This is a genomic window from Paractinoplanes toevensis, assembly GCF_018332695.1.
In the GTDB taxonomy this organism is placed as follows: Bacteria; Actinomycetota; Actinomycetes; order Mycobacteriales; family Micromonosporaceae; genus Actinoplanes; species Actinoplanes toevensis.
On the sequence record NZ_BOQN01000020.1, the window covers coordinates 1 to 12,866 of the forward strand.

Annotated in this window: 13 protein-coding genes; 1 reads left to right on the top strand and 12 read right to left on the bottom strand. The window is 70.6% G+C overall.

The genetic code is table 11. The features are described 5' to 3' along the window. Positions 1 to 41: 41 nt before the first annotated feature. Entirely contained in the window at positions 42 to 281 is a 240-nt protein-coding gene (locus Ato02nite_RS08085; protein WP_213005806.1) for a hypothetical protein, read from the top strand. A 212-nt stretch (positions 282 to 493) separates the two neighbouring features. Here the strand turns inward: Ato02nite_RS08085 and Ato02nite_RS08090 are convergent, their stop codons facing one another. From Ato02nite_RS08090 to Ato02nite_RS08145, 12 genes are all read right to left on the bottom strand, one after another. Further along, a complete protein-coding gene (locus Ato02nite_RS08090) occupies positions 494 to 1,129 on the bottom strand; it encodes a hypothetical protein (RefSeq protein WP_213005784.1) in 636 nt (211 codons plus the stop codon). Between the two features lie 82 nt (positions 1,130 to 1,211). Next, positions 1,212 to 2,342, bottom strand: a complete 1,131-nt coding sequence (locus Ato02nite_RS08095; RefSeq protein ID WP_213005785.1) for an alpha/beta fold hydrolase — start codon at positions 2,340 to 2,342, stop codon at positions 1,212 to 1,214. A gap of 30 nt (positions 2,343 to 2,372) precedes the next feature. Continuing rightward, entirely contained in the window at positions 2,373 to 2,846 is a 474-nt protein-coding gene (locus tag Ato02nite_RS08100) for a MarR family winged helix-turn-helix transcriptional regulator (protein ID WP_213005786.1), read from the bottom strand. Then, positions 2,843 to 3,961, bottom strand: coding sequence for a M23 family metallopeptidase (locus Ato02nite_RS08105; RefSeq protein WP_213005787.1), 1,119 nt, complete (start codon positions 3,959 to 3,961; stop codon positions 2,843 to 2,845). The genes Ato02nite_RS08100 and Ato02nite_RS08105 overlap by 4 nt, the downstream gene beginning before the upstream one ends. Then, positions 3,958 to 4,425, bottom strand: coding sequence for a hypothetical protein (locus Ato02nite_RS08110; protein WP_213005788.1), 468 nt, complete (start codon positions 4,423 to 4,425; stop codon positions 3,958 to 3,960). The genes Ato02nite_RS08105 and Ato02nite_RS08110 overlap by 4 nt, the downstream gene beginning before the upstream one ends. A gap of 97 nt (positions 4,426 to 4,522) precedes the next feature. After that, positions 4,523 to 4,942, bottom strand: a complete 420-nt coding sequence (locus tag Ato02nite_RS08115) for a hypothetical protein (protein WP_213005789.1) — start codon at positions 4,940 to 4,942, stop codon at positions 4,523 to 4,525. Then, on the bottom strand, positions 4,939 to 5,550 hold the full coding sequence (locus Ato02nite_RS08120; protein WP_213005790.1) for a hypothetical protein: 612 nt from the start codon (positions 5,548 to 5,550) through the stop codon (positions 4,939 to 4,941). Before Ato02nite_RS08120 ends, Ato02nite_RS08115 begins: the two co-directional genes overlap by 4 nt. Beyond that, on the bottom strand, positions 5,550 to 7,406 hold the full coding sequence (locus Ato02nite_RS08125; RefSeq protein WP_246606279.1) for a type IV secretory system conjugative DNA transfer family protein: 1,857 nt from the start codon (positions 7,404 to 7,406) through the stop codon (positions 5,550 to 5,552). The genes Ato02nite_RS08120 and Ato02nite_RS08125 overlap by 1 nt, the downstream gene beginning before the upstream one ends. Next, complete coding sequence (locus tag Ato02nite_RS08130) at positions 7,403 to 8,980, bottom strand: putative type IV secretion/conjugal transfer ATPase (RefSeq protein ID WP_246606281.1); 1,578 nt, start codon at positions 8,978 to 8,980, stop codon at positions 7,403 to 7,405. Before Ato02nite_RS08130 ends, Ato02nite_RS08125 begins: the two co-directional genes overlap by 4 nt. Further along, positions 8,977 to 10,488 carry an SCO6880 family protein gene (locus Ato02nite_RS08135; RefSeq protein ID WP_246606282.1) on the bottom strand — a complete coding sequence of 504 codons (1,512 nt, stop codon included), beginning with the start codon at positions 10,486 to 10,488 and terminating at the stop codon, positions 8,977 to 8,979. Before Ato02nite_RS08135 ends, Ato02nite_RS08130 begins: the two co-directional genes overlap by 4 nt. A gap of 23 nt (positions 10,489 to 10,511) precedes the next feature. After that, positions 10,512 to 12,530 (bottom strand): hypothetical protein, encoded by a 2,019-nt coding sequence (locus Ato02nite_RS08140; protein ID WP_213005791.1) that lies wholly within the window; start codon positions 12,528 to 12,530, stop codon positions 10,512 to 10,514. Continuing rightward, positions 12,527 to 12,865 carry a hypothetical protein gene (locus Ato02nite_RS08145; protein WP_246606283.1) on the bottom strand — a complete coding sequence of 113 codons (339 nt, stop codon included), beginning with the start codon at positions 12,863 to 12,865 and terminating at the stop codon, positions 12,527 to 12,529. Before Ato02nite_RS08145 ends, Ato02nite_RS08140 begins: the two co-directional genes overlap by 4 nt. Between the last annotated feature and the right edge of the window lies 1 nt (position 12,866).

Sequence of the window (12,866 nt, forward strand, 5' to 3'; positions counted from 1 at the left end):
CACCGTTCGTGGCACAGTCCCATCAACTTAAGCTACGCGGCATTGGGCACTGGTGGAACGGCAGGTGGGGGCGCATTGCGCGGCGTGACGTCTACCTGCGCGTCGAGGGCGATGGGTTTGTAGTTGAGGCGCGGGAAGGCGGCGCAGGCGGTACTGCGCGGACGTGGCACCCACCGACCGAGGATGACGCACTGTTGCTCGTCGACGATCTGCTGAACGACCAAGACGGCTGGCGCGAGCTCACCGTCAGGCCGCCTTCGCCGAACTCAGGCAGCCGTTGACATCGAATGTTGAACACCGAAGCACCAAATCGATCGGCTGATACCTCAGGTCCGAGCATGTTCTCCGCGCTGGTACCTGCGGCGGGCTGGTCGAGAATCTGCCGCGATTCCGTCGCTCGGCCGTGCCGGGAGTGTGCCAGACGCCCGGCACGGCGAAGCGGTGGTGACCGGTAGAGCCTGATCGGTAGCTCCAACGGTCCTGCTGCAAGTGGTCACACGAGGAGCGCGATCATCGCGTGCTGGGCGAGCTTCGCCAATACGTCGGCGACCGATACTGTTTCGGGCGCTGTGGCGTTCTGGCCACTGATGGAGATGGTCAGGTACAGGTTGGCGTCGTTGACGACGATGTGCGGGCCGGTCTGCGTGTCGGTGAAGCGGTAGGCGCCTTGGCCGAGGCCCGGGATCTCGGTCAGCGTGTCGGTCTTCTGCTGGGCGCCGCGGATGCCGTCGTAGTAGGCCTGCGCGCCTCCTGTCTTGACGGTCATGACCTCGATGGCGCCGAGGCTACGGGCTCCCGGCGCCCCGTACGTGTGCTGGCATCGGGCGATCTCGGCCAGGCTGTTGTTGTCGGATCGGGGCGTGCCGAGGTCGCCGCCGTCGGGGCCGAGAGTTGCGGTCAGCAGCGCCTGGTCGAGCACGTCGCACGCGTCAGGGATGGCCTTGTAGGTCCGGGCAGCCGCAGTGGAGGCTGACGGCTGCGAGGCGATCGTCGTTGCAGACGATCGTCCCGGGCTGGTGAGTGGGTTGTTGCTGCAGGCGGCTACGGCCTGGCTCAGCACGGCCAGCGCCGTCAGCGACAGCGCGGTGTCGCGGAGCGTCCGGCGGCGAGGTGAGCGGTCGTGACCCATCGGTGGAGGTTCCTTCCTAGCGAGCGTGTCTGGTCTACGAGCTGATCGCTGGCTGCGGGAATCTGCTGGACCGGCCGGCTGGTCACTGCCTTGCGCTGGTGAGCACCGACGGGCTGCACGAGCCTGGTGCCGATTGATGCATCGTCCGGGCGAGCCAGGTGTTGATCGCGGCGTGCGTGCGGATGGCGCTGGTGTGCAGGTTCAGGGAGTGGCCGGTCGCGGCAACGGACATTGCCGTCAGAGCGGTGGCGGGGAAGGCACCGCGTTCGCGCTGGCAGATGTCAGCGGGCCGGGTGCAGGGCAGGGCGGCGCCGCAGAACAGGGCGTCTTGGGTACCTACGACCAGGAGGACGGGAACCGCGATGGCCCGGCTGTGCGCGAGTTCCTGCTCAGGGGTGAAGGTGAGCTCACCGGTCGTCGCGGTCGTTTTCGTGGCCTCGTCCCACCCCTGGGCTGCGGGTACTGCGGTGCCGGGGTCGAGGAAGTAGGTGGCACGGCTGCCGGGCCGGGTGGTCAGGTAGCCGGACGGCGGGTTGCTGTGTGCCAAGGCGGGATCCTCGGCGGCGGGATGCAGATCAGTGGTGAAGCGAGTCATCGCGTCGAGATCGATGTCGTGCAGCAGCCCGGTCAGGGCAAGGGCGTCCACGTCATGGTGGGCGGCGGCTTCGGCCATCCAAACGACCGATCCGTAGGAATGCCCCACCCCGGCAACGTGGGTGTAGCGGCCTAGGGTGCCGTTGCGCAGTGCTTGAACGGCCTGGTGGACAACGGTGGCTTCGGTGGTGACGGTGACCTGGTCGGCTGGTGGCCGGTCGCTGGCACCGGTGCCGATGCGGTCGATCATGTAGACGGCGTTGCCGGCGGTCACGGCTGCGGCGACTTGGTCGGTGCGGTGGTCGGGGCCGGTCCAGTACTGATGGGTGTAGGTCAGTCCGGCGACCAGCAGTTGCACGGTGGTGGTGGGGTGGCTGGGCTGGCACAGCCAGCCGGCGAGCCGGTAGCTGCTGACGGCTCCCGTGGTGAGCGTGACTGACAGGTCGTGGCGCACGCAGGGCGGGCGGCCCGTGTGCGCTTGTGCTGGTGCCGCTGTCAGCAGCAGGACGGCCAGCACGAGCGGCAACGCCAGCCAGGCACGCAGGGTGTGCCTGGTGCGATGGTGTCGGGGCTGGTGCGGCTGCCCTCCGGTGGGCGTGGTGTTGGCGTCGTGGTGCACGGTTCCTCCCTTGGTGATGGCGGTACGGGGTCAGGGTTTGCTGATGCGGTGCAGGGCGATGCCGGCGTCGCGGCGGGCGGCGTCGGCGGGGTGATCGAGTAGTTCGCTGAGCGCTGCGGTCAGGCGGGCGCGCAGGTCGCGGTGGAATTGCAGGCCGGTGGCGGTGGGCTGCAGCAGCCAGTAGCGGTGGTCGCCGGCGTGCGGGATTCGGCGGATCAGTTGCCGGGCGGTGAGGTCTTTGACGGCGAGGGTGACGGTGGCTTTGGCCAGGCCGGTGATCTCGGTGATGGTGCGCGCGTCGATCGGGCGGCGGCCGGCGGCCAGCTGCAGCACGTCGTAGCTGGCCCAGGTCAGGCGTGCCTCGCGCAGCACGGTGTGTTCCAGATGCCGCCGCAGGTGATTGGCGGCTCGGCAGAGCACGGCGACGTGGTGCAGCAGTTCGTCCGATGCGTCGTCCCGCCGAGTGCCGGATGCGGCCGGGGCGCTGGCCGGGTCGACGATCATGACCGGTCACCTAGCGGCGCACCGTGGGCGCGCATGTACTCGTCCGGTGCGACCGCGTTGGCGCTCGACAGCTGGCAGCGGGTTTTGCCGCAGGTGACGTTGAGGTGGACCTCGAAGTGCAGGTGGGGTCCGGAGGAGTGGCCGCTGGAGCCGACCAGGCCGATCGGCTGGCCGGCGTCGACGTGCTGGCCGTAGATGACGTCGGGTTTGCGGACCATGTGGCAGTAGCGGGTGGCTACCTGGCCGGCGTGCAGGATCTCGACGAAGTAGCCGCAGCCCTTCGTGATGGGGCTGCCTGTGGCGTCGAGCGTGCCGTCGATGTCGCAGTTGCCGGTGTCGTCGTCGCAGTCGGCGAACACGACTTTCCCGGCGGCGGCGGCACGGATGACGGTGTTGCGTTTGGCGCCGAGGTCGTCGCCTTGATGGTTCGGCCGCGACGCGGTGCGGAAGCCCGAGACGATCGGGGCGTGCACGGGTTGGGTCCAGCCGCCTGCGGACACGGTGGCGGGTGCCCCGCAGTCGGCGAGGCTGGCGCCGGGCAGGTTGGTGATCGTGGCGTTGCCGGTGACGGCGGCGACGATGCGTTCGGCGTCGGGTTCGTGTTTGGCGTACGCGTCGGGGTAGCCGCTGTGCTGGACTTTCTGCGCGGCGACGGTGAGGTCCATGGTTTCCCAGCCGCGTACGCGTTTGAGCGCGTGGTAGAAGGCGGTGGAGGCGTAGACCGGGTTGAGTAGTTGGGCGGGTGGTCCCCAGCCTTGGCTGGGGCGTTGCTGGAACAGGCCGAGTGAGTCGTGGTCGTTGCGGGTGCCGAGGTTGCCCAGGTTCGTCAGCCGAGATTCCTGTATGGCGGTGGCCACGGCGATGACCCAGGCGCGGGCCGGCATGCGCAGGCCTTGGCCGACGGCGACGATGATCGCGGCGTTGTCGACCTGGCTGCTGCTCCAGTGTCCGATCGCGCCGGGATGCGCGCGGATCTGCACGCCCGCCGTCGCCACGGTTGTTGTGCCGGTGCAGGCTGCTGCGGCGGGGTCGTTGTCGAGGACAGCGGCCAGCGGAAGGCCGCACAGCATCAGCAGTCCGGCGCTGGCGACGGCCAGGATGGTGTGCGGTTTCATGGCTGGGCCGGGCGGGCGGTCGCGACCAGCCATCGGCCGCCGCTGTTCACGACGGTGACGTCAACGGTGCCGGCATCGGTCGGGACGGCGACGACCACCACCGCCGTGGTGGAGGTGAGCACCCGGGCCGGCCCTGTGATGGACGCGGCGGGCACGGTGGCCGGGTCGGTGTCGACCAGCAGCCGCGCGTATTGCGCAACGACCAGGTCGCGGACTGCCGCATACCAGGGGTCGTGGGCAAGGCCGGGCCGTGCCCACGCGGTCACGTACCCGACCGCGGCTCGGACAGCGCCGGGTGCCGTCGGCGCGCTGGGCGCTGTGCCGGCGCCGTCTTCGTCGTTTGGCTCCGGCGCCGGGTTCGCCGGGGTGGAGACGGCCGCCGGTGGTGCCGGGACGGGACCGGTGGAGCAGCCGGCCACGGCGAGGGCGGCGGCGAGGGTCAGCAGCAGCCCTCGCCGGGTCATGGTGTCCTGCCACGATCTGCGGCGGCGGGCAGAGACGACGCCGTGCCGGGGGTTGCCTCGTCGGCGGCACCGGTCGTCGGGCCGGGTGTGGTGGCCATCAGCCGTCCAGGTCGGGTTCGTCGGGTGTCGGGTCGTAGTCGCCGTCGAGATCGCCGTCGGTTTCGTAGTCGAGGCGGCGACGTCGTTCTTCTTCTAGTTCGGCGTCGCGGTCGTGATCGCGGTCGAGTTCTTCGGCGGGCACGGGTTCCTCCTCTGACGGGGTGTGGTCGCGGTCTGCGTCGAGATCGCGTTGGTAGAGGTAGCGGACGACGACGGCCATGGCGGCCAGCACGTCGCCGCGGTCGAGGCCGTCGCGGTCGGCATCCGATTCCTCGGCAACTGGCTCCTCGGTTTCCCGCTGGCGGTCAGGGTCAGTGATCTGCTCCCAGAGGTCCTCGACATCCATGGACAGGACGCCGAGCTGGGCGTTGAGGCGTTCCCAGTCGTAAGTGGTGGCGACCTCGGCGGGTTGGCTCATGACTGCTCCGCAACCGCGAGCGTGCTGGTTTCGGGGCGATGGGCCAGGTCGTTGTTGGCGGTGTCGATGGCGGTGTCGTGCCAGCCGTCCGGCCAGGTCAGATCGTGGGGCCTGGTGGTGTGGGTGCCGTTGCGGCAGCGGGTGTAGTCGTCCCAGCCGCGTAGCCGGTCGCGGGCGCGGTTGAGGCGTTCGTGCCACAGCAGCGGCCCGTCCGGGTGGGCGTTGTCGTCGTAGCAGCTGTGCCAGGCCGCGGCCAGGGCGGTGAGTTCTTCGACCAGCGGTGGGTGCTGCGGCCAGCAGGCGGGGATCTCTTCGGGGATCTGGTACCGGTCGACGAGCCAGGCGACCCAGTCGATCAGCCACGACCAGGTCTGTGCGGCGGCGTCCCGGGTGAGGTCATGCCAGCGCAGCGGCCACGGCATCGTCCGCTCACTTGCGGTGTTGGTGCCGGGGCGGCGGGTTTGCTCGACGAGGTGGCGGAGTTGGCGGTGCTGCTGGTGCAGGCTTTCCAGAGCGGCGGCGAGCTGGCTGACGGCGGTGCCGAGCTTCGCGGCCGCGACCATGTCCGGCGGCGGGTCCTCGGGCAGCTCGAAGGTGAAGGTGTCCATTAGCTGCCCTCGGCGAGGATGCGGCGGAAGGCGTCGCGGCCGGCGGTCAGCTCGCCGGCGTCGGGCCGCTGCCACCAGGCGGGGACGTCGATTTCGACCGGGGGCAGGTTCCCGACGAAGGCGATGGCGCGGCCGTCGGGCAGGGTGCGCAGGTCGGCGAGGTCGATCAGATGTTCCCGGCGGGTGGATTCGTTGATCGTGGCGCGGGCGCTGCCCCAGTTGGCGCCGGAGGTGACTTCGCTGATCTGCCCGGCGAGGGCTTGGGCGTCGCGCAGCGATCCGACGTCGCTGCTGCCGCCGATGATCAGCCGGGCGTTGGCCGCGTCGGCGATCGCCTGCCCACCTTTGTCGCCCCAGCGTTCGCGTAGTTGGGGCAGGTTCTGCGCGAAGGCGGACACGGCGATCCCGGAGCCGCCGCCCTCGCTCATCACGCTCGGCAGCGACGGCAGGGGAGCGATGTTGGCGATCTCGTCGCCGATGAAATATAGGGCCGGTTCGATGCGGCCGCCCGGCATGGTCAACGCCCGGGTCTTGGCGTGGTAAATGATGTCCTCGCTGATCGCCGCGAGTAGCGGGGCGATCAGTGCTTGGGCGTCGCGGGTGCCGACCAGGTAGAGGGTGCCGGACTCGGCCAGCCATTCCAGGGGTTTGAACTGGGTGCCGCGTGGCGGTGAACACGCCGCGAGGACGCGGGGGTCGTTGAAGGCGTCCAGCGCGCCGGCGACCACGGACTGGATGGTGTCGCGGGCCCGGCCGGTGGTTTCGCGGTGCCGGGTGAGCCGGTCGGCCCAGTTGTCCACGCCGTGCGCGCGCAGGATCCGTTCGGGCCGGGGGTTGGCCGGGTTCTGTGACCAGGCCAGGACGTCGACCATGGTCGCGGTGTCATCCAAGGCGGCGGCGTGCAGCAGGCCACGCAGGATGGTGGCGGCTTGGTCTCTGAACCAGCGGCCGTTCTCCACGCTCTCGTCGCCGATCCCGGAGCCTGCGGCGAAGCCGGTGGCGCGCAGCATCGCGACGATCTGATCCTGCGCGCCTTCGATCGGTGACCAGCGCAGCCGCGGCACCCCGGGGATCTCGCCTTGGGGTTCGAAAATGTAGGTGGGGCCGATGCGGGTGCGGCGGGTGTAGGTGACTTCGGCGACGTCGAGGCGGGTGGAGGTGGTCAGCACCGCGCCGCGGGCGTCGGCGACGGCGGGGATGACGTAGCGGGTGGTCTTGCCGCCGAACCGCGGGACGGCGGCGGCGAGCATCGTGTATTCGTTGGCCAGGAACAACGGTCGCCCGCTGATGACGTCGGTGCCGAGGAACCGGGCGACTTCGAGGGGGTCGCTGCGGCGGCGGATTTTCGCGGCCGCAATGGTCGGGGTGTCGGCGTCGGTGATCGTCAGTCCGGGCCGGACGATGTCGACCCGGTCGAGGACTGCTTCGGCGGACAGCAGCCGGCGCAGATCAGCCCAGCTGGCGAAGCCGGCGCGGCGCATACGGGTCCGGGCGAGCCGGACGGCGGGGATGCCGGGTCCGGCGAGAACCGCGGTGAAGGTGAGCAGCCAGCATCCGTACAGCAGCCACGCCGGCCCGAGCGCGGCGCGCGTACGGGCGGGCCATGCCGCGGCCGGCTTGTCGAGGTGGGCGGCGAGGCGAAGCAGGATCGCCGGGGTGTGGCCGATCCCGACGGCGGGCCAGCGGTGATGCGCCAGGAACCCGCTTAGCTGCCCGGCCAGCCACAGCGACAGCAGCGCAGCTGCCAGCAGCACGATGAAACTGCCCAGCAGCAGCACGCGCACGCGGATGTCGGCACGCAGGTGCCCCTGCCGCGGCGGCCGGTGCCCCGGTGACGACAGTGATGGTCGGTTCATGCTGCTACCCCTGCCACCCCGGGTTCGGTGTGCCCCGTTGGGTCGCTGGCAGGCGGTGCTTTGTCGGGCGGGGTCTGGTCGGCGTTCATGCGGCTGTCGGTGTGCACCATGGCGGTCTCGGCGCGGGACAGCTGGTGTTTGACGACGTACGAACGCACGCCGATCTTCCACAAGCCGACACCTTGGCGCAGATAGCGCAGCAGATCGGTCTCGGTGTCGGAGGTGCCCAAGAATTCTCTGGCCTGCTCCAAGCTGCCGGTGGCCTGGCGGTAGGAAACCCGCACCCCGCAGTCCTCGATCAGGCCACGGGCGATGCGGACCTGCTCGGAGTCACCCGCTCCGGACGCGGCCAGATCGGAGAACCGGTGGAAGGCCAGGACGTTGGCGACGCCGAGGGCGCGGGCGAGTTTGAGTTGTTCGCGGGTGCGGCGGATCAGCGGCAGATGCCGGGCGATCAGGGCGAACTCGTCGTAGAAGCAGACCCGCGGGGGTGCGTCGGGGGCGGAAAGTTCGGCTTCGAGCCAGGACTGGGCGCAGGTCATCGCCATCGCGGTCATCGCGTCCGACGAGCGGATCGCCCGCAGATCCAGCACCGCCCCGGCCTGGCTGAAGTCGAGGCGGGCTGCGGAGGTGTCCGGGCCGTCGAAGACGCCGCCGAGCGCCCCGGACACGAGGCGTTCCAGCGCGAGCCGGACCCGCCGCGAGTCGGCCACAAACACGTCCAAGGGGTAGGCCAGGCGATCGAGGCGGTGCGCCCACTTCTCGGGCTGGCCGGTCGCGGCGAGCACGCTGGATAGGGTGGGGGTGGCCATCCGGTCCGGCGTGGCGTCGTGTTCGCGGGTGACCGCGTCGACGGCGTACTCGAGCAGGGAGCGTTCCGGCTCGCTCAGCGGGCCGGAGAGCTGGATTTCCAGCAGGCCCTCCAGCAGCAGAAGGCGGCGGGCGCGTTGGGTGTGCCGCCACTGCTGCTCGGTCTGCCCGGGATGCTGGCGGATCCCCGCGAGGGGGTTCATCACTACGCCCAGCCCAGGGCCGATCCGTACGGGTGTGATGCCGGCCAGGGCGGCGAGGTGCTCGTATTCGCCTTTGTAGTCGCAGGTGTAGAAGCGGGTGCCGAACGGGATTCCGCGAAACGCGAGACATTTCAGCAGCGACGACTTCGCCGAGCCGATCTCACCGGTCACGGCCATGTTCGGGGCGGTCACCGCCTTGGCCCGGTACAGCTCATGCAGGGAGAAGGTGAACGCGGACCGGCTGTATACCTCGGTACCGATCAGCGGCCCGTCGACCGGCAACCCTGGATCGGTCACGAACGGGAACACCGAACACAGCTGGGCGGAGGTGGTGACCAGCGGCGGCAGCCCGAGCAGCCACGCCACCCGCCCGGCACGCCGCCCGTATCCGCCATGCCGGCCCGCTGCCGGAGGGCCCAGCAGCCGACGGGTCGCCTGGTCGAGGCCGCGTTGCTCGCGGGCCAGGGCATGCTCAGCGCGGGCCAGATCGCGAGCGGCGGCCCGCTGGGTGATCCGGTCGGCGAGGGAGCCTGCGCGCCGCAGCGGGGTTTCGCGGGTCATGCGGTCCACCCCCGCATCGGCTTGAGGCCACGGGCTAGCGGGAGCGCGGCGGCGGCGAACGCCTGGTCCTGTTCACCGGCCAAAACCACCGCCTCGCACCCGGCGCGCGACAGGATCCGCCGTACCTGCTGGACGTCACGGTCCAGGCCGTCGAGGGTGCGGGCGGTCACGGCGACCATGAGCGCGTACCGGTAGCGGACATGCCCGGCGGCCTGTTCCCGGTCGATCTGCTCGACCGCGCGGGCCTCGTCGTCCTCCCGCGCCGTGCGCACGAGGCGAAGTTTCCGTTTGGTGACCTCGTCGCCGGCGCGGGCGACCTTCTCCTTACGGGTGGCTAACTGCGCGAGACCGGCGGGGACCGGCTGCGCCACCAGCGTGACCGTGCGCCGGCAGGTGGTACGCATATACAGCGGCGTCAACCAGGTCGCGCCGATCGGCTGGCGGGGCATCTGCGCCACCCACAACGTCCGCGAGAACGCGGAATCGTGCTGGTAGGTGGTCCAGCCAACTGTGCGGGCGGCGACCGGCCCGGCCAGCTGCGGCGCCACCCCGGCCGCCGTGCCCGGCCCGCCGGGCGGGGTGCTGGCGCGTAGGTCGACGGCTTCCTGATCGTCGGGATCGAACTGGGTGCGCAGCACCGCGGCGAAGCCGCGCGGCGACAGCCAGCCGCCGGTCGCCACCCCCGCCTCGGCGACCGCCGCCTCGATCCCGGTCAGCCGGTCCAGCACACTCGCCGCCAGCGCAGCGTCGGTGCCGCCACCCTGACGGATCTCACCGGACAACCTGTTCAGGTCGAACACCACGCTGACGTGGATGTCGTGGCGTTGCGCCGCTGGCGCCGCCGCGGCGGTCAGCTCGGCCAGCGATCGGTACGCCGCCGAGCTGGTCTCGATGGCCCGGTTGGCGAGGTACCGCTGCGCCCGGTTGCCGGTGTCCGGGACCGCCCGGGCGGTCACCGCCCACCGCACCAGGCCCATGTCGGTGAAGTCGGCGCCGAGGATGTTGAGCAGTTGCGCCCAGTCCGTCAGGCGGCGGGTCTGTACGTCCCGGTCAGCCAGCACCAGGTTCTCCCCGAAACAGGTCAGCGCCGCGGTCACCGTCCGCTCCCGGGAATGCACCAGCAGCCCGACCTCGGTCAGGCCATCCGCGGTGATGGCCGTGACCCCCCGGTAGCCGGCCGCCGGGCCAGGCAGGTCCATGTGCTCGGCGACGCTGTTGGGCGCCCACGGCCCGCCCCGGTACTCGTTCTGCCCGGCCCCGCGCTGGATCAGTGCGGCGGCCACGATCGGTAGCCACTCAGTCAGTCGGCGGCCTTTGAACCGCAACAGCGCCAGCACGATCAGCACGACCGTCACCGCGAACAGGGCCACAGCGATGCCGGGCCGCCCGGCGGCGAGCAGGTTCAGCGCGATGACCGCGGTGATCACCCCGGAGACGACCATCGCGATCTGCGACAGGGTGAAGCCGAGCAGGACCCCGCGCGTCGCCCGCGGCGGAAATTGAAACACCACGGCTCCCTTCTCCTAGGCCTTCACAGCGGCAGAATCGGCGCTTCGCCGGCGGCAGCAGCCGCCCCGCGGCCACCAGAAGCGGACGACTGACCGGCCTGCTGATCACCGTCTGATCCCGCTCCGCCGCCCGGCCGGTCGTCTGCGGAACCACCGCCGTCCTGGGGTGCGCTCGAGCCGCTGGCTCCGGCCGGTGACGACGCGATGCCGGAAGCCGGCATCGGTCCAGCGCCCGGGGCGCCGGTGCTGCCGTCCGCGGGTGCGGTGGGCGCCCCGGTGGACAGGGTCTGGCTGGCGCTGCGGGCCGCAGCCTGAACACCGTCGGCCTCCTGCGCGTTCGGGGTGTCGGCATTACCCGATCCCGCGGTTCCGGCCAGCTGCTCGCCGGGCGTACTCGCGGGCTGGCCGACCTGGCCGCCGTCCCCGCCGGTCGACGCGGCGTCCGCCGCCTGCCGTCCGCTGCTGTCGTCGCCTATCCCGGCGGCGTCGGCCGGGGTTGTCGGCATGCTGGAGGTGTTCGCGGCCATCACCCCGGCCGCATTCGCCTCACCACCACCCCCACCTGCGCTGCCCGGGTTAGGCGCCCCGGCCGCTCCGGCGGCGACGCCGTCGGCGAAGGCGGGCGCCAAAGCGAGGGGGTTCCCACCGGCCGACATCAGGCCGTAGGCGTTGACGTCAGATAGGTAGCCGTCCCACAGGGTCGTCAGCCGCAGCAGAATCCATGGGGCGGCCACCATCAGCCAGATCAGCAGCACGGCCCGCACCACCGTCATCAGGTCGTCCGACCCGTACGCCGACCGGCTGCCGTAGATCCACAGCTCGGCGATGAAGAATTTGCTCGACGCCAGGGCGTTGACGGTCCAGAACCAGCGGCGACCCCAATGCCGGGTCTCGGCCATCACCTGCCCGGACATCGCCACCGCACCGAAGATCGCGGCTCCGGTCGCGAGGATCCCGCGGAACAGCATGATGAAAAACAGCAGCAGCAGCCCGATGCAGCCGAACATCGACAGCAGCAACGCCAAGAACAGCGTTCCAGCGCCGCCGGACAGATTCGTCAGCGCGCTCACCCACTGCGACGGCTCCCACGGCGTTGCCGCGTTCGCCGCGATCACCGCGTTGGTCGCCTGATCCCAGGCCGTCACGATCAGAAATGCCAGCCCTCCGGCGAACGTGATCCCCAGAAACGCCCGGACCAGACCGCCCAGCGTGGCAATCGGACCCGGACCGGCGTTGGTCCGTAGCCCGTTGACGATCAGCGAGATGAGGAAGAAGACCATCATCAGCAGGACCATCACGCCGGCCACGCTGTTGTAGACGGAGTAGAACGCGTCGTCCGGGGCCGAGATCGAAGTGGCGGTGAAGACTCGGCCGGCCACTCGCGACAGCAGGTACACCATGGCCTGCACCGCAATGTCGACCAACCCCTGGATACCAGAACGGACACCCGAGCCGAGGGCCTCCTGCGCCTTGCGCTGGATCTGACACGACGCGTCGGTCAGCCCGCAGTCAGCCGGTTTCGGATCAGGGTCGGAGACCTGCTGCTTCCACGTGCCGACCTGCTTGGCGCAGGCGTTGCGTTTCGCTTCCCACTGCGCGTCGCGACCCGGATTGGTGCCGGTCAGCCCCGGCTCGGTCAGCAGCGCACAGTTGATGAGTCCGGCCGGCCCGCTGCCGTCGGTGGGACCGTCGCCGAACACCGACGCCGAGCCGTCACGCGGGCGAGCCGCGAGCGTGACCGATGCCGCCGCACACGATTCGCGGTCAGCGTCGGTGGTAGCGAGGCTGCACCGGGTCGCCCAATGCGAGCGGCTCCCCGCCGGTGGCTTGTCCACCCGCACCATCCACGGCATGCACCACGCCACCGCGCCCGGCGCCTTCGCCGCACAGTCCGTGGTCGCCGGATACGGCGGTGCCGGCGACGGGGCCGCGTCCGCAGGAGCTGGTCCCGGCACGACGCTGACAAGAACGCCCGCCAGCACCGCGACAGCGACCGCCATCCGTAGCCGCTCGCGGGACAGGTGGTGGCCGGTGCTGGTCATACCTTCACCAGCAGGAACGCCATGATCGCCGTGAACGAGCCGACCCCGAAGCCGATCAGCACGCCCTTCCACATCATGCTGCGCCCGCGATCCGACACGATGTGAGCGCCGAAGAGCGGCCCCACACCGAACGCGATCAAACCCGCCATCAACGCGCCGCCGGCAGCGAACGCACCGAGGTAGAGCAGCCCATTCATGAACGTGTAAAACAGCTCCGGCCGCGGCACCGCCGACGGATCCGGGTGGATCCGGCTCCAGTCGATACCGCCCGGACCTACTCCGGTCGGAGCCGGGCTCGGGGCCTCCAGCACCCGCGCCGCCACGGCCGTGAACACG

What these genes read in the sequence shown, in the direction of transcription:
- Ato02nite_RS08105 (WP_213005787.1), bottom strand. Translation starts at nt 3,961, where the DNA reads ATGAAACCGCACACCATCCTGGCCGTCGCCAGCGCCGGACTGCTGATG.
- Ato02nite_RS08100 (WP_213005786.1), bottom strand. Translation starts at nt 2,846, where the DNA reads ATGATCGTCGACCCGGCCAGCGCCCCGGCCGCATCCGGCACTCGGCGG.
- Ato02nite_RS08115 (WP_213005789.1), bottom strand. Translation starts at nt 4,942, where the DNA reads ATGAGCCAACCCGCCGAGGTCGCCACCACTTACGACTGGGAACGCCTC.
- Ato02nite_RS08140 (WP_213005791.1), bottom strand. Translation starts at nt 12,530, where the DNA reads ATGACCAGCACCGGCCACCACCTGTCCCGCGAGCGGCTACGGATGGCG.
- Ato02nite_RS08110 (WP_213005788.1), bottom strand. Translation starts at nt 4,425, where the DNA reads ATGACCCGGCGAGGGCTGCTGCTGACCCTCGCCGCCGCCCTCGCCGTG.
- Ato02nite_RS08090 (WP_213005784.1), bottom strand. Translation starts at nt 1,129, where the DNA reads ATGGGTCACGACCGCTCACCTCGCCGCCGGACGCTCCGCGACACCGCG.
- Ato02nite_RS08120 (WP_213005790.1), bottom strand. Translation starts at nt 5,550, where the DNA reads ATGGACACCTTCACCTTCGAGCTGCCCGAGGACCCGCCGCCGGACATG.
- Ato02nite_RS08125 (WP_246606279.1), bottom strand. Translation starts at nt 7,406, where the DNA reads ATGAACCGACCATCACTGTCGTCACCGGGGCACCGGCCGCCGCGGCAG.
- Ato02nite_RS08130 (WP_246606281.1), bottom strand. Translation starts at nt 8,980, where the DNA reads ATGACCCGCGAAACCCCGCTGCGGCGCGCAGGCTCCCTCGCCGACCGG.